This window comes from Streptomyces sp. NBC_01384 (genome assembly GCF_045040035.1).
GTDB lineage: Bacteria > Actinomycetota > Actinomycetes > Streptomycetales > Streptomycetaceae > Streptomyces.
Map to the genome: position 1 here is coordinate 8297148 of NZ_CP109559.1, position 17957 is coordinate 8315104.

A 17957-nucleotide genomic window follows, 5' to 3' on the forward strand; every position below is an offset into this window, starting at 1 on the left:
CCCGGTCGCCCCCGCGGTGACCGCCGTCGTACGCGCCCTCACCGCCCGCCGCCCGACGCCCTCTACACGACGGGCCGTGACGGACGCGCCCTCGCGCTGCTGCGGTTCCTGTCTACGGGCCTGCGTGACCGGCTGGTGCTGCGGGCGATGGGGATCATGGCGGACGCGTTCACGAAGTCCCCGGCTCCCGTGAGCTGGCCCCGGCTTCGGACTCGGTCACGGCCTCGGCTCGGGCCTCGGCCTCCCCCTCGATCAACGCGACCGTGCGCGCGGCCAGTTCACTGATCCGTACGCCGTCGAAGCCGAACACCGCGCTGCGTACGGTGTCCTCCAGCGGGTCCTTCCACTGCGCGGGAATGGCCGCCGCCCCGCACAGGACCCCCGCCACCGAGCCGGCCGTCGCGCCGTTCGAGTCGGTGTCCAGGCCGCCGCGGACGGTCAGCGTGATGGTCCGGGTGAAGTCGCCGTCGCCGTACAGAAGCCCGGCCGTGAGGACGGCGGCGTTCGGGACCGTGTGGATCCAGCCGAGCCCGGCGGTCTCCTCGGACACCGTGGTGAGCGTGTCCTCCCAGGTCATCCGGGTCTCGTGGAGCGTGAGCACCCGGCGTACGGTGCGGGCGAGGCGGCTGCTCGCGGGAATGACGGTCAGCGCCATGTCCAGCGCGCGGCGGACCGTGGGGGCGGTGAACGCGGCCGAGACGAGCGCAGCCGCCCACATCGCCCCGTACACGCCATTGCCGGTGTGGGACAGCACGGCGTCCCGACGGGCGAGGGAGGCCGCCCGCAGTGGCGCCCCCGGGCTGGTCCAGCCGTAGACATCGGCGCGGATCAGGGCGCCGATCCACTCCTGGTAGGGATTGTCGTACGTCGCTGTCAGCGGCGGTTTGATGCCATTGGCGAGGTTGCGGTAGGTGGCCCGCTCCGCGGTGAACGTCTGCAGATACGGCAGCCGCAGCAGCCACAGGTTGCCGACCTGCTCGGTGGTGAAACCGAAGCCGTGTGTCTCCAGCAGGTCCAGCCCCAGGATCGCGTAGTCGACGTCGTCGTCACGGCAGCTGCCGTGAATCCGGCCCCGCACACAACTGCGCCACTCGGGCCGCAACTGGAACTCGTCGCCGTCGGCAGCGGGCTCGGGAAGGTAGTCGGTGAGCGGCAGGGCAGCGGCCTGTCGCAGATAGCGGTCGATGCGGTCGCGCGTCCAGTGGTCGCCCTGCTCGACCGGCTTGCCGAGCATGTTGCCCGCGATACGGCCCAGCCAGCCTCCGAGGACGCGGTCCGCGAGCTCAGTGCCCACAGTGGTCATAGTTCCGGTTTACCCAATTCCGGGCGTGGCCGCGCGGTGTTCCGGGGTTCGGTCGGGGCATGACTGCGGGGGCGTCCTCCGGTTAAGGTCGCAGCGGCGCGACTGCCTTGACGTGTGCAAGGCCGGAAAGCAAGGGGAATCCAAAGTGGCGGACTCTGCTGTGAAGACGACGCGTGCGGGCACTGAGCGTGTTCCGCGTGTGCTGATCGCCGCGGACAAGTTCAAGGGGTCGCTGACCGCCGTGCAGGTCGCGGAGCGCGTGACGGCCGGGTTGCGCCGGGTCGCGCCCGCCGTCGAGGTCGAGGCGCTGCCCGTGGCCGACGGCGGCGACGGGACGGTGGACGCGGCGGTCGCGGCCGGGTTCGAACGGCGGGAGGTGCGGGTCGCCGGCCCGCTGGGCGACGAGCTCACCGCCGCCTTCGCGCTGCGGGGCGACACCGCGGTGGTGGAGATGGCTGAGGCGAGCGGGTTGCAGCGGCTGCCCGCCGGGGTGTTCGCGCCGCTCACGTCGTCCACGTATGGGTCCGGGGAACTGCTGCGGGCCGCGTTGGACGCAGGGGCCCGGACGATCGTGTTCGGGGTGGGCGGGAGCGCGACGACGGACGGTGGGGCGGGAATGCTGTCCGCGCTCGGGGCGCGGTTCCTGGACGCGGAGGGGGAGCCGGTGGCTCCTGGTGGTGCGGCTCTGAGCGACCTCGCGGCCGTGGACCTGTCGGGCCTCGACCCCCGCCTCGGCTCCGTCGACTTCGTCCTCGCCAGCGACGTGGACAACCCGCTGACCGGGCCGAAGGGCGCGCCCGCCGTGTACGGCCCCCAGAAGGGGGCGAGCCCCGACGACGTGGAGATCCTGGACGCGGCCCTCGCCCACTTCGCCTCGGTCCTGGAGAAGTCGATCGGGTCCAGGGCGGCGGAGTACGCGCAGGCGCCGGGGGCGGGGGCCGCGGGCGGTATCGGCTACGGTGCGCTGGTCCTGGGCGCCCGCTTCCGGCCCGGTATCGAGGTGATGCTCGACGTCCTCGGCTTCGCGCCCGCGCTGGACCGAGCCACCCTGGTGATCACCGGCGAGGGGTCTCTCGACGAACAGACATTGCACGGCAAGGCTCCGGCGGGGGTGGCTGCGGCCGCCCGTGCCGCGGGCAAGGAGGTCGTCGCGGTCTGCGGCCGCCTCGCCCTCCGGCCGGAGGCGCTCGGTAAGGCCGGCTTCCGCCGTGCGTACCCCCTCACGGAGGTCGAGCCCGACATCGTGAAGTGCATCTCCGACGCGGGGCCGATTCTGGAGACGGTGGCGCAGAACATCGCCCACGATTTCCTGACCTGACCCCGGTCCACGTCTTCACCCCGCCCCGGTTGGTACGAACGAAGGACCCCGAACCGATCACCCGGTTCGGGGCCCTTCAGTCACGTACAAGCAACCGCTACGGCAGTTGCGCCGCCCGCGCCTCGCGCCGGTTGTCGCGGAAGTTGTTCACCCGGCGAGCCGTCGCGAACAGCGGAATCACCGCACCCATGACGAGCTGCAGCGCGCAGCCGGTCTGGAGGAGGAGCTGCCCGCTGGGGGCGTCGAAGGCCCACGCCGCCAGGAGGCCCATGGACAGGACGATCCAGGCGAGCATCGCCCCCGCGAGGCGCCCCCGCGGCTTCGGGTACTCCACCCGGCTCACCATCAGCCAGGCCGTGCCGAGGATCGCCATCAGCGTCGCCGTGAAGGGGAGCTCCAGGAGCACGATCGAGACCACCGTCAGTGCTCCGAACGGCGACGGCATGCCCTGGAACGTGCCGTCCTTCACCGTGACGCAGGAGAAGCGGGCCAGTCTCAGCACCACCGCGAGCAGGACGACGATCGCGCCGAGCGCCGCCACTCTCTGGTGCGCGTCGTCCGCGACCATGCCGTAGACGAGGACGAAGTACGCGGGCGCCAGACCGAAGCTGATCAGGTCCGACAGGTTGTCCAGCTCCGCGCCCATCGGAGAAGAGCGCAGCTTTCTCGCCACCAGGCCGTCGAAGAGGTCGAAGACCGCGGCGCAGAGCATCAGGATGACGGCCGTGGCGGCGCTGTGACGCGCCATGCCCGACTCCTGGCTGCCGGTGAGGTGCGGGATCAGAATGCCCGTGGTGGTGAAGTACACCGCCATGAAGCCGCACGTGGCGTTGCCGAGGGTGAGGGTGTCCGCTATTGAGAGGCGGAGAGAGAGGGGCATCTCCTCGTCGTCGTCCACCTCGTCGGCCTCCGGCACCCAGCCGGCCTGTGTCTCAGGATCAATCACGGTCAATTCGAGTCACCCCAGCCACGGTCTTCTGACCGACCTCCACATCGACCTCGACACCCTCGGGGAGGTAGATGTCGACACGCGAGCCGAAGCGGATGAGGCCGATCCGGTCGCCCTGCTCGACCTTCGTACCCTGCGGGACATAAGGAACGATACGACGGGCGACCGCGCCGGCGATCTGGATCATCTCGATGTCACCGAGCTCGGTGTCGAAGTGCCAGACCACGCGTTCGTTGTTCTCGCTCTCCTTGTTGAACGCCGGAACGAACCCACCGGGGATGTGCTCGACCGAGGTCACCGTGCCGGAGAGCGGTGCGCGGTTGACGTGGACATTGAGCGGGCTCATGAAGATCGCGACGCGGGTGCGTCCGTCCTTCCACGGCATGATGCTCTGCACCACACCGTCGGCGGGCGAGATGACCCGGCCCGGGGCGATCTCGCGCTCGGGGTCGCGGAAGAACCACAGCATGCCCGCCGCGAGGGCGGTGGCGGGTACGGCCACGGCCTTGGCGGCGCCGGAGCGGCGCGCCTTGACCAGGCTGAGTGCTGCGGTGGCAACGGTCGGGAGAAGCCACGGCGATGCTCCGCGCGCAAGGCGTACGCCGACCAGGCTGTCGCGAGGTGCAGAGGTTTGGCTGTGGGGCATGGATGACCTTCGTAGCGGATGATGCCGCGCTGTAACGGGGGACGGCGGCTTTCCCGGGATCGTACCGGTCGCGGGCCGCAACTGGGCAAGCCAAGAAACCGAGTCGGCGGCCGAAGAGTGCTGACGGGGTGTGATCTTCTTCTCGAAGAAAACACCCCGAATCATGACATCTAGCCCCGGTTAACCCTGGAGTCGATACTCTTCGAGCAGTCGGCGGCCGATGATCATTTTCTGGATTTCGGCGGTGCCTTCGCCGATCAGCAGCATCGGCGCCTCACGGTAGAGGCGCTCGATCTCGTATTCCTTTGAGAAGCCGTAGCCACCGTGGATCCGGAAAGCGTCCTCGACCACTTCCTTGCAGTATTCGGAGGCGAGGTACTTCGCCATCCCTGCTTCGAGGTCGTTTCGTTCCCCGGAGTCCTTTTTGCGTGCGGCGTTCACCATCATTGCATGGGCGGCTTCGACCTTGGTAGCCATCTCCGCCAGCTTGAACTGGATGGCCTGGTGCTGGGCGATCGGCTTGCCGAAAGTGTGACGCTGCTGGGCATAGGAGACACCCAGCTCGAATGCGCGCTGTGCGACGCCGCAGCCACGCGCCGCTACGTTGACGCGGCCGACCTCGACTCCGTCCATCATTTGGTAAAACCCTCGGCCCGTCGTCCCGCCGAGTACCCGATTGGCCGGAACGCGGAGTCCGTCCATGATGAGCTCGGTCGTGTCGACGCCCTTGTAGCCCATCTTGTCGATCTTCCCGGGGATGGTGAGGCCGGGGCGGACCTCTCCGAAGCCGGGCTCCTTCTCGACCAGGAAGGTCGTCATCGACTTGTGGGGCGCGGTCCCCTCGGGGTGTCCTTCGTCACTTCGTACGAGCACGGCCACCAGGTTCGACGAGCCGCCGTTCGTCAGCCACATCTTCTGACCGGTCAGGACGTACTCGTCGCCGTCCCTGACCGCCTTCGAGGTGATCGCGGAGACGTCCGAGCCGAGCCCCGGCTCCGACATCGAGAACGCGCCGCGCACCTCGCCCAGCGCCATCCGGGGCAGGAAGTGGTCCTTCTGTTCCTGCGTGCCGTGCTGCTTGAGCATGTACGCCACGATGAAGTGCGTGTTGATGATGCCCGACACCGACATCCAGCCGCGGGCGATCTCCTCGACGCAGAGCGCGTAGGTGAGGAGGGACTCGCCCAGGCCCCCGTACTCCTCGGGGATCATCAGGCCGAACAGACCCAGTTCCTTGAGGCCGTCGACGATCTGCTGGGGGTACTCGTCGCGGTGCTCCAGCTCGGTCGCGACCGGGATGATCTCCTTGTCCACGAAGTCGCGGACGGTGGAGAGGATCTCCTGCTGGACGTCGGTGAGACCGGCGGTCTGGGCGAGTCGCGCCATGGCTACTTCTCCTGCTGCTTCAGTTCGGGGCGGCCGGGCTGCTCGCCGCCGCGCTCCTTGATGTACGTCTCGGTGGGGACCATCACCTTGCGGCGGAACACGCAGACCAGGGTGCCGTCCTGCTTGTAACCCTTGGTCTCGACGTAGACGATTCCGCGGTCCGACTTGGACTTGGAGGGCGTCTTGTCGAGGACCGTGGTCTCGCCGTAGATCGTGTCGCCGTGGAAGGTCGGCGCCACGTGCTTCAGCGACTCGATCTCCAGGTTGGCGATCGCCTTGCCCGAGACGTCCGGGACGGACATGCCGAGCAGCAGCGAGTAGATGTAGTTGCCCACGACGACGTTCTTGCCGAAGTCCGTCGTCTTCTCCGCATAGTTCGAGTCCATGTGGAGGGGGTGGTGGTTCATGGTGAGGAGACAGAAGAGGTGGTCGTCGTACTCGGTGACCGTCTTTCCGGGCCAGTGCTTGTAGACCGCGCCGACCTCGAACTCTTCGTACGTGCGTCCGAACTGCATGGTGCTCAGGCCTCCGGGGCTTCGAACTTCGACGTGCGCTGCATGCCGGCCGCCCGGCCCTTGCCCGAGATGACCAGCGCCATCTTGCGGCTGGCCTCGTCGATCATCTCGTCGCCGAGCATCGCGGAGCCCTTCTTGCCGCCCGCCTCGGACGTGTAGTACTCGTACGCGTCGAGAATCAGCTCGGCGTGGTCGAAGTCCTCCTGAGAGGGCGAGAAGATCTCGTTGGCCGCGGCGACCTGGTCCGGGTGCAGCACCCACTTGCCGTCGAAGCCGAGGGCGGCGGCGCGCCGGGCGACCTCGCGGTAGCCCTCCTGGTTGCGGATCTGCAGGTAGGGGCCGTCGATCGCCTGGAGGTCGTGCATGCGGGCCGCCATCAGGATGCGCATCAGGATGTAGTGGTACGCGTCCGCAGGGTAGCCCGGCGGCTGCTCGCCCACCACCAGCGACTTCATGTTGATGGAGGCCATGAAGTCGGCCGGGCCGAAGATGATGGTCTCTACACGCGGTGAGGCCCCGGCGATCTCGTCGACGTTGACGAGCCCCTTGGCGTTCTCGATCTGCGCCTCGATGCCGATCTTGCCGACCTCGAAGCCCATCGTCTTCTCGATCTGGGTCAGCAGGAGGTCGAGGGCGACGACCTGCTGGGCGTCCTGGACCTTCGGCAGCATGATGCAGTCGAGGTTCTGCCCGGCCCCCTCGACGACCGTGACGACATCGCGGTACGTCCAGTGCGTCGTCCAGTCGTTCACGCGCACGACCCGCGTCTTGCCGGTCCAGTCGCCCTCGTTGAGGAACTTCACGATGGTGTGCCGCGCCTCGGGCTTGGCCAGCGGGGCGCAGGCGTCCTCCAGGTCCAGGAAGACCTGGTCCGCGGGGAGGCCCTGGGCCTTCTCCAGGAAGCGGGGGTTCGAGCCGGGCACGGCCAGGCAGGAACGCCGCGGGCGAAGGCGGTTGACAGTAGGGAGGTGCGCGGCGGAGCCGCTCGTTGAAAGGGTGGCGGTGGGCGACGGGCGGGCGGTCATGCGGGGACCTCCAGGGGGTCGAGCTTGTTCGCTTTGCGGATCTCGTCGACGATACGGCCGATGATTCCGGTGATGTCGAAGTCCTTCGGTGTGAAGACCGCGGCCACTCCCGCGGCCCGCAGCTGTTCGGCGTCGGCGTTCGGGATGATCCCGCCGGCGATCACCGGGATGTCGGCCGCGCCGGCCTCGCGCAGCCGCTCCAGCACGTCCGGCACCAACTGGGCGTGCGAACCGGACAGGATGGAAAGGCCGACGCCGTGCACGTCCTCGGCGACGGCCGCGTCCACGATCTGCTCGGGGGTGAGCCGGATGCCCTGGTAGACCACCTCGAACCCGGCGTCGCGGGCCCGCACGGCGATCTGCTCGGCGCCGTTGGAGTGCCCGTCCAGGCCCGGCTTGCCCACCAGGAAGCGGAGCTTGCCGACGCCGAGGTCGCGGGCGGTCTGCTCGACCTTGCGGCGCACCAGCGCCAGTGCGGTGCCCTCCTCGGCGGTGACCGCGACGGGCGCGGACGAGACTCCGGTGGGGGCGCGGAACTCGCCGAACACCTCGCGCAGGGCTTCGGACCACTCGCCGGTCGTGACTCCGGCGCGGGCGCACTCCAGGGTGGCCTCCATGAGGTTGTCCGTGCCCTTGGCGGCCTCCTTCAGCCGCTCCAGCGCCTTGCAGGGGCGCGGGTGGTTGAACGGCGGCTGGTAGCGCGTGTCGCGCCACTGCTGGAGCGCGGCGACGACACGGGCCTCGACCGCCGGGTCGACCGTCTGGATCGCCGCGTCCAGGTCGGCGGTGAGCGGGTTCGGCTCGGTCGACTGGAAGATGTTGACGCCGACGATCTTCTCGGTGCCGCCCTCGATCCGGGCCCGGCGCTCGGCGTGCGAGGAGACGAGCTGTGACTTCAGATAGCCCGACTCGACGGCGGCCATCGCCCCGCCCATCTCGTCGATCCGGTCGATCTCCGCGAGCGACTCCTCGACCAGCTGGGCGACCTTCGCCTCGATGACGTGCGAACCCTCGAAGATGTCCTCGTACTCCAGCAGGTCGCTCTCGTGCGCCAGCACCTGCTGGATGCGCAGCGACCACTGCTGGTCCCAGGGGCGGGGCAGCCCCAGTGCCTCGTTCCAGGCGGGCAGCTGCACGGCACGCGCGCGTGCGTCCTTCGACAGCGTCACGGCGAGCATCTCGAGGACGATTCGCTGGACGTTGTTCTCCGGCTGCGCCTCGGTCAGACCGAGGGAGTTGACCTGGACGCCGTACCGGAAGCGGCGCTGCTTGGGGTCCTGGATGCCGTACCGCTCGCGCGTGATCTCGTCCCAGATCCGTCCGAAGGCCCGCATCTTGCACATCTCCTCGATGAACCGGACACCCGCGTTCACGAAGAAGGAGATACGGGCGACGACATCACCGAACTTCTCGGCGGGCACCTGCCCCGAGTCGCGGACGGCGTCCAGCACGGCGATGGCCGTCGACATCGCGTACGCGATCTCCTGGACGGGGGTCGCCCCCGCCTCCTGGAGGTGGTACGAGCAGATGTTGATCGGGTTCCACTTGGGCATGTGGGAGACCGTGTAGGCGATCATGTCCGTCGTCAGACGGAGCGAGGGCCCCGGCGGGAAGACATGCGTCCCCCGCGAGAGGTACTCCTTCACGATGTCGTTCTGGGTCGTCCCCTGGAGCTTGGTGATGTCGGCGCACTGCTCCTCGGCGACGACCTGATAGAGCGCCAGCAGCCACATGGCGGTGGCGTTGATGGTCATCGAGGTGTTCATCTGCTCCAGAGGGATGTCCTGGAACAGCCGGCGCATGTCACCGAGGTGCGAGACCGGCACCCCGACCCGGCCGACCTCGCCGCGGGCGAGGATGTGGTCGGGGTCGTACCCGGTCTGCGTCGGCAGGTCGAAGGCCACGGAGAGACCCGTCTGCCCCTTGGCGAGGTTGCGCCGGTACAACTCGTTGGACGCCTCGGCGGTGGAGTGACCGGCGTACGTGCGCATGAGCCACGGCCGGTCCTTCTGGCGCTCAGTCATGTACGGGTCCTCAGATGTTCCGGAAGCGGTTGATGGCGTCGATGTGCTGGGCGCGCTTCTCCTCGTCGCGCACGCCCAGGCCCTCGCGGGGCGCCAGCGCGAGCACGCCGACCTTGCCCTGGTGAAGGTTGCGGTGCACGTCGTACGCAGCCTGCCCGGTCTCCTCCAGGGAGTACACCTTGGAGAGCGTCGGGTGGATCTTGCCCTTGGCGACCAGCCGGTTGGCCTCCCAGGCCTCGCGGTAGTTGGCGAAGTGCGAGCCGATGATGCGCTTCAGGGACATCCACAGGTAGCGGTTGTCGTACTCGTGGTTGTAGCCCGAGGTCGAGGCGCAGGTGACGATGGTGCCGCCCTTGCGGGTGACGTAGACCGAGGCGCCGAAGGTCTCACGGCCCGGGTGCTCGAAGACGATGTCGACGTCCTCGCCGCCGGTCAGCTCGCGAATGCGCTTGCCGAACCGCTTCCACTCCTTCGGGTCCTGGTTGTGCTCGTCCTTCCAGAACTTGTAGCCCTCGGCGTTACGGTCGATGATCGCCTCGGCGCCCATCTTCCGGCAGATGTCCGCCTTCTGCTCGCTGCTGACGACACAGATGGGGTTGGCGCCACCGGCGAGCGCGAACTGCGTGGCGTACGAGCCGAGGCCGCCGCTCGCGCCCCAGATGAGGATGTTGTCACCCTGCTTCATGCCGGCGCCGTTCCTCGACACCAGCTGCCGGTACGCCGTGGAGTTCACGAGCCCGGGCGCGGCGGCCTCTTCCCAGCTCAGGTGGTCGGGCTTGGGCATCAGCTGGTTGGACTTCACGAGAGCGATCTCGGCGAGGCCGCCGAAGTTCGTCTCGAAGCCCCAGATGCGCTGCTCGGGGTCGAGCATGGTGTCGTTGTGTCCGTCGCTCGACTCCAGTTCGACGGACAGGCAGTGCGCGACGACCTCGTCACCGGGCTTCCAGGCGTTGACGCCCGGGCCGGTGCGCAGGACGACGCCCGCGAGGTCGGAACCGATGATGTGGTACGGCAGGTCGTGGCGCTTGGTGAGCTCGCTGAGCTTGCCGTAGCGCTCCAGGAAACCGAAGGTCGGCAGCGGCTCGAAGATCGAGGTCCAGACCGAGTTGTAGTTGACGGAGGAGGCCATGACGGCCACCAGGGCCTCGCCCGGGCCGAGCTCCGGCACCGGCACGTCGTCCAGGTGGATCGACTTGCGGGGGTCCTTGTCACGGGTGGTGAGCCCGGCGAACATCTCCGTCTCGTCCTTGTGCACGGTGATCGCGCGGTACGACTCGGGGAGCGGCAGAGCGGCGAAGTCGGCAGACGTGGCCGTCTGCGACTGAATCGCGTCCAGGATGTCCTTCACGGTGTTGCCTCCGGCGATGAGCGTCCTGAGGGAAGACGCTGAGGGTTACGTCGGTGCTGTTGCTGGGAGTGAGGGGTGTGCCGTCGGTTCGGCGGAGGTGGTGGTGCGGTGGCAGCGCCGGGTCGGCGCAAAAGGTTGCCTGTGACGCAGGCGTCCGGGCGCGCTCGCCTGGGGGTACCCCCGGGCGGAGCCCGGGGAGGCTTGCGGGGACAGCCGACGTACGAAAGGTCTCTGCACGCCGGCCGCCCGGACAACATCAACGTATGGCACGCCGTGTCACCTCGCAAGGCACGCAGTGCCATAAGTTGCGCTCAGGTGAAATCTTTACGTAACACGTGAGCGATGATCGATCAGATCGCTCGATGATCGATCAAAATGCGCTGCTCAGAGGGGGTGTGGCGGGGTGGTGTGAGGGGCCCGGACGGCGGGTGGTGGGGCGGGAACGGTGGCCGCCGGGTGTCGGTATCGGTCGGGATGCGCGAGCGTCGACGCTGGGATGCGCAGGGGGCGGCACTCGGGCGCGGGGGCGCCCGCGTCCGGGTCGGGGCACCGGATGCCGGCGCCACGGGCGGTGGATCTCGACACCGGGGCGGCACGTCCGAGCGGGACGGGCCCCAGGCGCGGCGCGGGTGAGCCTGGTCGGGGCCGGGGCTGTCACCAGGGTGCGGGTAACCCTGGGCGGAGCTCCGGCCCTCGCCGGGGCGCCGTCGAGCCCGGGCAGGGCTCCGGGGTCCCGGTACAGCTCTCCGGGGGCCCCGGCGCGAAGCGCTCCCGGCTGCTGTCCGGGGGAGCGGCGCCTCCGGAGCAGTCCGTCCGGCGCTTGAGGACAGGCGGAAGAGCCGCGGTTCTGCGACGGAAGGACCTACGACCTACGACCGTTCCCGCAGCGCCTGCTCGATCGTCCGCATCACCTGGTCCAGCGGCGCGTCGACCCGGGCCACGGTCACCAGCACGTCCCCCTCCGTGAAGGCGGACGTCGGCGCCGACCTGGGCGTGGCATCCCGCCCGGCCCCGATCCCCGTCCCGAACGTCTTGCGGACGATGGAGAAGGCGTGGTCCAGCTGCGCCTCGACGTCGCCCTGGCCCCCGGCGCGCAGCCAGCGCCGTAGGACATGGTTGTGGGCCGTGACCACGGCGGACGCGGCGACCTCCGCGAGCAGCGGATCGTCGTTCGCGTCGTCGTCGTGGGCGTGCTCGTCGAAGTGGCCCAGAAGGTAGCGCGTGAACAGGCGCTCGTACCGGGCCACGGAGGCGATCTCGGCCTCGCGCAGCGTCGGTACCTCGCGGGTCAGCTTGTAGCGCGAGACGGAGATCTCGGGCTGGGCCGCGTACATCTTCATGACTTCCTTGATGCCACGGCACACGGTGTCGAGCGGGTGCTCGTGCGCCGGTGCCGCGTTGAGGACCGCCTCGGCGCGGATCAAGGTGTCGTCGTGGTCGGGGAAGATCGCCTCTTCCTTGGAGCGGAAGTGGCGGAAGAACGTGCGGCGGGCCACCCCGGCCCGGGCCGCGATCTCGTCGACGGTGGTCGCCTCGTACCCCTTGGTCGCGAACAGTTCCATGGCCGCGGCCGCCAGCTCTCGGCGCATCTTGAGCCGTTGGGCGGCGGCGCGACTGCCCGCGGCGCTCTCCGGCGCGTCGGGCGTGGCCGGTGTACGTGAGGACTTGGCGGGCTGGGACATGACCCGAACGTACTGCATGTGCGCAGGAGAACGCGCATGTCCGGGGAACCCCCCGCCCTCGACGGGCGGGGGGCCTGAGGCCGGGTCGAGCAGTCCGCCCCAATCGGCGGTGTCGCGCAGCCGGTCGCCGGGACGCTCAGCGGCGGGCATATTCGCGGAAGCCGCGGCCCGTCTTGCGGCCGAGGCAGCCCGCGGCCACCAGGTGCTCCAGGAGCGGCGCCGGGGCGAGACCGGGGTCGCGGAACTCGCGGTGCAGCACCTTCTCGATGGCGAGGGAGACGTCCAGCCCGACCACGTCCAGGAGCTCGAAGGGGCCCATGGGATATCCGCCGCCCAGCTTCATCGCGGCGTCGATGTCGTCGAGGGAGGCGTAGTGCTCCTGGACCATCTTGATCGCGTTGTTCAGGTACGGGAAGAGCAGCGCGTTCACGATGAAACCGGCGCGGTCTCCGCAGTCCACCGGGTGCTTGCGGATCTTCCCGCAGAGCTCACGGACCGTGGCGTGCACGTCGTCCGCGGTCAGGACGGTCCGGACCACCTCGACGAGCTTCATCGCCGGGGCCGGGTTGAAGAAGTGCATGCCGATCACGTCCTGCGGGCGCGAGGTGGCGCGGGCGCAGGCGACGACGGGCAGCGAGGAGGTGGTGGTGGCGAGGATCGCGCCGGGCTTGCAGACCTTGTCGAACACCGTGAACAGCTGCTGCTTGACCTCCAGGTCCTCGGCGACCGCCTCCAGGGCGAGATCGACCTCGGCGAAGGCGTCGTACGAGCCTGCCGGGGTGATGAGGTCCAGGGTGCTCGCGGCGGCCTCGGCGGTCATCCGGCCCCTGTCGACCGACCGCGCGAGAGACTTGCCGATCCTGGCCTTCGCGACCTGCGCCTTCTCCTCGGTGCGGGCGGCGAGGACGACCTCGTACCCGGCCTTCGCGAAGACCTCGGCGATGCCGGACGCCATGGTCCCGGAGCCCGCGACGCCGACGGAGCGGATCGTACGGCCAGGGGCCTCGGACCCACCGGACAGGGGAGTCAGCGCGTCCCGCACGACCGTGGCGCTGCCGGGAGCCTCGTACGAGTAGAAGCCGCGCCCCGACTTGCGGCCGGTCAGGCCCGCCTCGCTGAGCTGCTTGAGGATGGGCGCGGGGGCGTGCAGCCGGTCGCGGGACTCCGCGTACATGGCCTCCAGGACGGTACGCGCCGTGTCGACGCCGATCAGGTCGAGCAGCGCGAGCGGGCCCATGGGCAGGCCGCAGCCGAGCTTCATCGCGGCGTCGATGTCCTCGCGGGAGGCGTACTTGGCCTCGTACATCGCGGCGGCCTGGTTGAGGTAGCCGAACAGCAGCCCGTCGGCGACGAAACCGGGGCGGTCGCCGACCGCGACGGGCTCCTTGCCGAGGTCGAGCGCGAGGTTGGTGACCGCCGAGACGGCCGTCGGCGCGGTCAGCACCGAGGAGACGACCTCGACCAGCTTCATCGCGGGCGCCGGGTTGAAGAAGTGCAGGCCGAGGACGCGCTCGGGGCGGGCCGAGTCGGCGGCCAGGCGCGTCACCGAGAGAGCGTTGGTGCCGGTGGCCAGGATGGTGTCCGGGCGCACGATGCCGTCCAGCGCGCGGAAGACCTGCTGCTTGATGTCGTACGACTCCGGGGTCACCTCGATGACCAGGTCGGCGTCGGCGGCGGCCGCGAGGTCGGTGAAGGTGCGGAAGCGGGCCAGGGCGTCGGCGCGCTCCTGCTCGGTGAGGCGCTCGCGCTGCACGGCGCGGGCGGTGGAGGCTTCGAGGGCGGTGACGGCCTGGGCGGCCGCGGCCTCGCTGATGTCGATGCCGATGACCTCGCGGCCGGCCCGGACGAGGACCTCGGCGATGCCGGTGCCCATCGTGCCGAGGCCGATGACGGCGACGGTCTTGAGCGGGGACAGAGGGGTGTCGGACAGGGGAGTGGCCATCGCGGAACTCCAGGGAGAGGGTGACGACTGAGGAGCGCACGCAGGTACGCCGAGGGGGCGCACGGAGTGCGGAGGGTGCGGGTGTTTCCGGGCTGACCAGCGCACACGCCCGGTGCCGTGCGAAACGGGGGTGCCCGCAAGGGCGTGCCCGATGAACGGTGAAGCCGACCGGCCCTGTCCCGGAGCCGTGTCGTACTGCGGTACCTGAAGTACCGAACCGACTGCTCTCACGGTGGCTGCGTCACCAGGCCACCGCAAGCAAGACACGAGTGGGTAACTCGCTCGTCTGAGCTTAACCCGCGAGTAACGAGCGCGCCAGCCCCCGAGTTTGTGATGTACGTCCCGCGGTCACGGGAGCCGCGCCTAGGCTCGGCGCCATGGACGAAGAGTTGCGATCACTCACGGAGCGTTTACGGAACGAGGCGGGGGCGTCGCCGACGTACGAGCGACTCGTGGCGACCGGGGATCACGATGTGCTGGCGGTCGCGCTGACCGCGCCCGGACAGCCTTTGTGGGCGCGGGAGCTGGTCGCCTTCCGGCTCGGGCTCGCCGGGGACCGGCGGGCCTTCGAGGCGCTCGTCCTGCTGCTGAACCACCGCGACCCGCAGCGCTGTGCGTCCGCGGCGTACGCGCTCGCCCGGCTCGGTGATCCGCGCACGGCCCGCGCGGCGGCCGCGCTCGCCACCAACGAACTGCGCGTCGCCTACGCGCTCCGTCCGGTACGGCTGCTGGTCGAGCTGCGCGCTCCCGAGGCCGTACCGGCGCTGATCACCACACTGCGGCGCCGACTGCGCCCGCACGACCCGTACCGCAGAGTCGCCCTCGCCTGTGTGGAGGGGCTGGGCGCGCTGGGCGACGCACGCGCGAGACCCGTCCTGAACGACGCGCTCGCGCATCCGGCTCTCGCCGAGGCGGCGGTGCAGGCGCTGGCCCGGCTGCCCAGGTGACACGGCGGGCGGTCGACGGGCCGCCTCCCGCAGCGCCTCGTCGACCGTGCTCACCGTGCCGTCGCGCTCCGGACCGAGCCCTTCGAGCGTAGTCCGAGACGTCCGCACGGGAACGGTCGGAACCGCAAAGAGTTCCCGCGCTACCGGAGCGCCCCGGTGCCGGCGCCGGGGCGCGTGAGGGTGCGGGCGTACCGGACCTCGGGCACGGCGACACCGTCCACCTCGAACGGCTCCTCGCCACCGTCGGGACCGAACCCGGCCTGTGCGTAGAACCGGCGTGCCCCGGTGTTTCCCTTGAGGACCCACAGCAGCATCCGCGCGTGCCCCGCGGCGGTGCAGCGGGCGATCGATTCCGTGAGAAGTGCGCGGCCCACCCCGGCCCCGACCCGCTCGGGATCGACGTAGATCGCGTACAACTCGGCAGACCCGACGTCCTCGCCGCGGGCTTCGTCGTCCCGGTACGGGCCGTGGCAGGCCCAGCCGATCACCTTGCCGTCCCGCTCGGCGACCAGGTTCACGACCGCGCCGCCGCCGCGCCCGAAGCGCTCGCGCCGCCGGGCCGCGTCCTCGGTCACGCTGAGTGTGTCCAGGTACGACTGGGGCATCAGCCCCGGGTAGGCGGTCTGCCATCCGCGGATGCGGATCTCGGCCACCCGCTCGCAGTCCGAGCGGACCATCTCCCGGATCCGGACCGGAGCTGCGCTCACTCGCCCACCACCGCGTACGCCTCGATCTCCATCAGGAACTCGGGGCGGACCAGCGCGGCGACCTGGACCGCCGACGCGGCCGGGAGGCGGTCCGCGGGTATGTGGGCGTCGCGGGCCGCGCGGACGGCCGGCATATGGGCCATGTCCGTGACAAAGAAGGTGAGTTTGACGACGTCGTCGAAGGTCGCCCCGGCGGCGGCCAGACAGCGGCGCAGGTTCTCGAACACCTGACGGGCCTGCGCCGCCGCGTCGCCCGCGCCGACGAGCCTGCCGTCCTCGTCCAGGGCGAGCTGCCCCGAGACCGCAACGAAGCGGCCCGTACCGAGGACGACATGCGAGTACGCGGCGGCGGGGGCGACCCCGTCGGGGGCGGGAATGCGGGTCAGCTCACTCATGCGTCCATGGTGGACCATGGGTCTGACAACGCCCCCGACGGGCCGTCAGGGCGTGCTCAGTCGCGGTGGCCGAGCAGCCCGTGCAGCGTCGCGCCAGCCGAGGACGCACCGCCCGAGGCGGTGGACAACGCAGCCTTCGTGTTCTTCGGCTCCGGGTCCGGCAGCTTCTTGCACACCGCGTCGGCCACGCCGCTGCCGTGCGGCACCTTGCCGTTGGTGAGGTACGCCGCCAGGTACTTGTCCAGACAGGCGTTCCCGCTCAGCGTGATGCCGTGGTTCCCGCCCCCCTGCTCGACCACCAGGCTGGAGCCGCGCAGTAGGTGGTGGACCGTCACGCCGCCCTGGTAGGGAGTGGCCGCGTCGTTCGTGGCCTGGAAGAGCAGCGTCGGCGGCAGCGCCTTGTTGGCGATGTTCACCGGCCGCAGCGTCTTCGTCGGCCAGAACGCGCACGGCGCGTTGTACCAGGCGTTGTTCCAGGCCATGAACGGCGCCTTGCCGTACACCGCCCAGTTGTCCTTGCGCCACTGGTTCCAGTCGCGCGGCCAGGACGCGTCACGGCACTGCACCGCGGTGTAGATGCTGTAACCGTTGTCGCCGGAGGCGTTGATGGCGCCGAGGTTCTCGTAGGCCGCGACGAGCGGGGCCGTGTTCTTGCCGTTCACGTAGGCCGCGAACGCCTCGGCGAGGGAGGGCCAGTAGCCGTTGTAGTAGCCGCCGGGAATGAAGGTGTCCTCCAGTTCGGAGGCGCCCACCTTCTTGCCCGCGGGGTTCTTGGCGAGCGCCCTGCGCATGGCGTACCACTTGGCCTCGACCTTGGCCGGGTCCGTGCCGAGCTTGTAGGTCGCGTCGTGCTTGGCGACCCATGCCAGGAACGCCTGGTGGCGGTCGTTGAAGGTGTAGTCCTGGCCGATGTTGTCCTCGTACCAGACACCACTGGGGTCGACGATGGAGTCGAGCACCAGACGGCGTACGCGCTGCGGGTAGAGCTTCGCGTACACGGCGCCCAGGTAGGTGCCGTACGAGTAACCGAAGTAGTTGATCTTCTTGGCGCCGAGCGCGGCGCGGATCGAGTCCATGTCCCGGACCGCGCTCACCGTGTCGATGTACGGCAGCAGGTCGGCGTACTTCTTGCCGCACGCCTTCGCGAAGGCCTTGGCGCGGTCGAGGTTGGCCTTCTCGATCGCGGGGGTGCTGGGCACGGAGTCCGGGCGCACCGGGTTGAAGGACCCGGGCTTGCAGTCAAGGGCGGGCTTGCTGGCGCCGACACCGCGCGGGTCGAAGCCGATGACGTCGTACTGCGCCGCCACTGCCTTCGGCAGCGAGGATGCGACGAATCCGGCCAGCGAGAGCCCGCTGGCGCCGGGGCCGCCCGGGTTCACCAGCAGCGGCCCCTGGTAGGTCTTCGCGGTGTGCGGGACGCGTGAGAGGGCGAGGGTGATCTGCCGGCCGTGGGGCTTGGTGTGGTCCAGCGGCACCGTCAGGGACGCGCATTGGAGCGTCGGATACTTGCTGGTCCCGCACTTCTTCCAGGTGGGTTTCGCGGTGGTGAGGGTGGTGCGCGGTGCGGTCGCGGAACCGGCGCTCGCGTCGGCGGGGATCGATGTGATCATCCCGGCCAGCACGGCGGCCGCCCCGCACAGAGCAGCTGCGCGTTTCTTCACAGAGCCTCCCAAGGACGGAGGATTTTGAGCCGTGCACGCCACGGCCTTCGCCGCATCGTCCCGGACAGGGGCCCCGGAAGAACTCGTTCTGGAAAGTCTTGACCCAATT

The 17957-nt window shown here is 69.7% G+C and carries 15 protein-coding genes; 2 read left to right on the top strand and 13 right to left on the bottom strand.

All coding sequences use genetic code 11. The features are described from left to right. Positions 1 to 169 precede the first annotated feature (169 nt). Positions 170 to 1303, bottom strand: a complete 1134-nt coding sequence (locus OG747_RS38195; protein WP_405883917.1) for an ADP-ribosylglycohydrolase family protein — start codon at positions 1301 to 1303, stop codon at positions 170 to 172. A 199-nt stretch (positions 1304 to 1502) separates the two neighbouring features. On the opposite strand from OG747_RS38195, the gene OG747_RS38200 reads away from it, so the two are divergent. Beyond that, complete coding sequence (locus OG747_RS38200; protein ID WP_405885913.1) at positions 1503 to 2621, top strand: glycerate kinase; 1119 nt, start codon at positions 1503 to 1505, stop codon at positions 2619 to 2621. A 97-nt stretch (positions 2622 to 2718) separates the two neighbouring features. Here the strand turns inward: OG747_RS38200 and pssA are convergent, their stop codons facing one another. The 9 genes from pssA to OG747_RS38245 form a co-directional block, all read right to left on the bottom strand. Further along, positions 2719 to 3537 carry a CDP-diacylglycerol--serine O-phosphatidyltransferase gene (pssA, locus tag OG747_RS38205; RefSeq protein ID WP_405885915.1) on the bottom strand — a complete coding sequence of 273 codons (819 nt, stop codon included), beginning with the start codon at positions 3535 to 3537 and terminating at the stop codon, positions 2719 to 2721. 22 nt (positions 3538 to 3559) lie between these two features. Next, positions 3560 to 4216 carry a phosphatidylserine decarboxylase gene (locus tag OG747_RS38210; protein WP_405883918.1) on the bottom strand — a complete coding sequence of 219 codons (657 nt, stop codon included), beginning with the start codon at positions 4214 to 4216 and terminating at the stop codon, positions 3560 to 3562. A 180-nt stretch (positions 4217 to 4396) separates the two neighbouring features. Continuing rightward, positions 4397 to 5602, bottom strand: a complete 1206-nt coding sequence (locus OG747_RS38215) for an acyl-CoA dehydrogenase family protein (RefSeq protein WP_405883919.1) — start codon at positions 5600 to 5602, stop codon at positions 4397 to 4399. A gap of 2 nt (positions 5603 to 5604) precedes the next feature. Next, the gene (locus OG747_RS38220) at positions 5605 to 6117 is read right to left on the bottom strand and encodes a MaoC family dehydratase (protein WP_405883920.1); all 513 of its coding nucleotides are present in this window, start codon (positions 6115 to 6117) and stop codon (positions 5605 to 5607) included. Between the two features lie 5 nt (positions 6118 to 6122). Further along, positions 6123 to 7142: an HpcH/HpaI aldolase/citrate lyase family protein gene (locus OG747_RS38225; RefSeq protein ID WP_405883921.1), complete on the bottom strand. Its 1020-nt coding sequence runs from the start codon at positions 7140 to 7142 to the stop codon at positions 6123 to 6125. Next, complete coding sequence (locus OG747_RS38230) at positions 7139 to 9166, bottom strand: protein meaA (protein WP_405883922.1); 2028 nt, start codon at positions 9164 to 9166, stop codon at positions 7139 to 7141. Before OG747_RS38230 ends, OG747_RS38225 begins: the two co-directional genes overlap by 4 nt. Positions 9167 to 9176: 10 nt before the next feature. After that, complete coding sequence (gene ccrA, locus OG747_RS38235) at positions 9177 to 10514, bottom strand: crotonyl-CoA carboxylase/reductase (RefSeq protein WP_405883923.1); 1338 nt, start codon at positions 10512 to 10514, stop codon at positions 9177 to 9179. An 869-nt stretch (positions 10515 to 11383) separates the two neighbouring features. Beyond that, complete coding sequence (locus tag OG747_RS38240; protein ID WP_405883924.1) at positions 11384 to 12196, bottom strand: TetR family transcriptional regulator; 813 nt, start codon at positions 12194 to 12196, stop codon at positions 11384 to 11386. Between the two features lie 136 nt (positions 12197 to 12332). After that, positions 12333 to 14138 (bottom strand): 3-hydroxyacyl-CoA dehydrogenase family protein, encoded by a 1806-nt coding sequence (locus OG747_RS38245; protein WP_405883925.1) that lies wholly within the window; start codon positions 14136 to 14138, stop codon positions 12333 to 12335. Positions 14139 to 14515: 377 nt separating this feature from the next. Between OG747_RS38245 and OG747_RS38250 the strand changes: the two genes are divergently transcribed. Beyond that, complete coding sequence (locus OG747_RS38250) at positions 14516 to 15085, top strand: adenylosuccinate lyase (RefSeq protein ID WP_405883926.1); 570 nt, start codon at positions 14516 to 14518, stop codon at positions 15083 to 15085. Positions 15086 to 15225: 140 nt separating this feature from the next. Here OG747_RS38250 and OG747_RS38255 read toward each other — a convergent pair whose 3' ends face one another. From OG747_RS38255 to OG747_RS38265, 3 genes are read right to left on the bottom strand one after another with little or no spacing between them, the layout of a single operon-like run. Next, complete coding sequence (locus OG747_RS38255; RefSeq protein ID WP_405885917.1) at positions 15226 to 15762, bottom strand: GNAT family N-acetyltransferase; 537 nt, start codon at positions 15760 to 15762, stop codon at positions 15226 to 15228. A 26-nt stretch (positions 15763 to 15788) separates the two neighbouring features. Then, positions 15789 to 16187 (bottom strand): RidA family protein, encoded by a 399-nt coding sequence (locus OG747_RS38260; protein WP_405883927.1) that lies wholly within the window; start codon positions 16185 to 16187, stop codon positions 15789 to 15791. Positions 16188 to 16243: 56 nt separating this feature from the next. Continuing rightward, complete coding sequence (locus OG747_RS38265) at positions 16244 to 17848, bottom strand: alpha/beta hydrolase (protein ID WP_405883928.1); 1605 nt, start codon at positions 17846 to 17848, stop codon at positions 16244 to 16246. Positions 17849 to 17957 lie beyond the last annotated feature (109 nt).

Coding starts and splice junctions, on each gene's coding strand:
- OG747_RS38195 (WP_405883917.1), bottom strand. CDS start 1,303: ATGACCACTGTGGGCACTGAGCTCGCGGACCGCGTCCTCGGAGGCTGG.
- OG747_RS38210 (WP_405883918.1), bottom strand. CDS start 4,216: ATGCCCCACAGCCAAACCTCTGCACCTCGCGACAGCCTGGTCGGCGTA.
- OG747_RS38215 (WP_405883919.1), bottom strand. CDS start 5,602: ATGGCGCGACTCGCCCAGACCGCCGGTCTCACCGACGTCCAGCAGGAG.
- OG747_RS38220 (WP_405883920.1), bottom strand. CDS start 6,117: ATGCAGTTCGGACGCACGTACGAAGAGTTCGAGGTCGGCGCGGTCTAC.
- OG747_RS38225 (WP_405883921.1), bottom strand. CDS start 7,142: ATGACCGCCCGCCCGTCGCCCACCGCCACCCTTTCAACGAGCGGCTCC.
- OG747_RS38230 (WP_405883922.1), bottom strand. CDS start 9,166: ATGACTGAGCGCCAGAAGGACCGGCCGTGGCTCATGCGCACGTACGCC.
- OG747_RS38240 (WP_405883924.1), bottom strand. CDS start 12,196: ATGTCCCAGCCCGCCAAGTCCTCACGTACACCGGCCACGCCCGACGCG.
- OG747_RS38245 (WP_405883925.1), bottom strand. CDS start 14,138: ATGGCCACTCCCCTGTCCGACACCCCTCTGTCCCCGCTCAAGACCGTC.
- OG747_RS38250 (WP_405883926.1), top strand. CDS start 14,516: ATGGACGAAGAGTTGCGATCACTCACGGAGCGTTTACGGAACGAGGCG.
- OG747_RS38255 (WP_405885917.1), bottom strand. CDS start 15,762: ATGGTCCGCTCGGACTGCGAGCGGGTGGCCGAGATCCGCATCCGCGGA.
- OG747_RS38260 (WP_405883927.1), bottom strand. CDS start 16,187: ATGAGTGAGCTGACCCGCATTCCCGCCCCCGACGGGGTCGCCCCCGCC.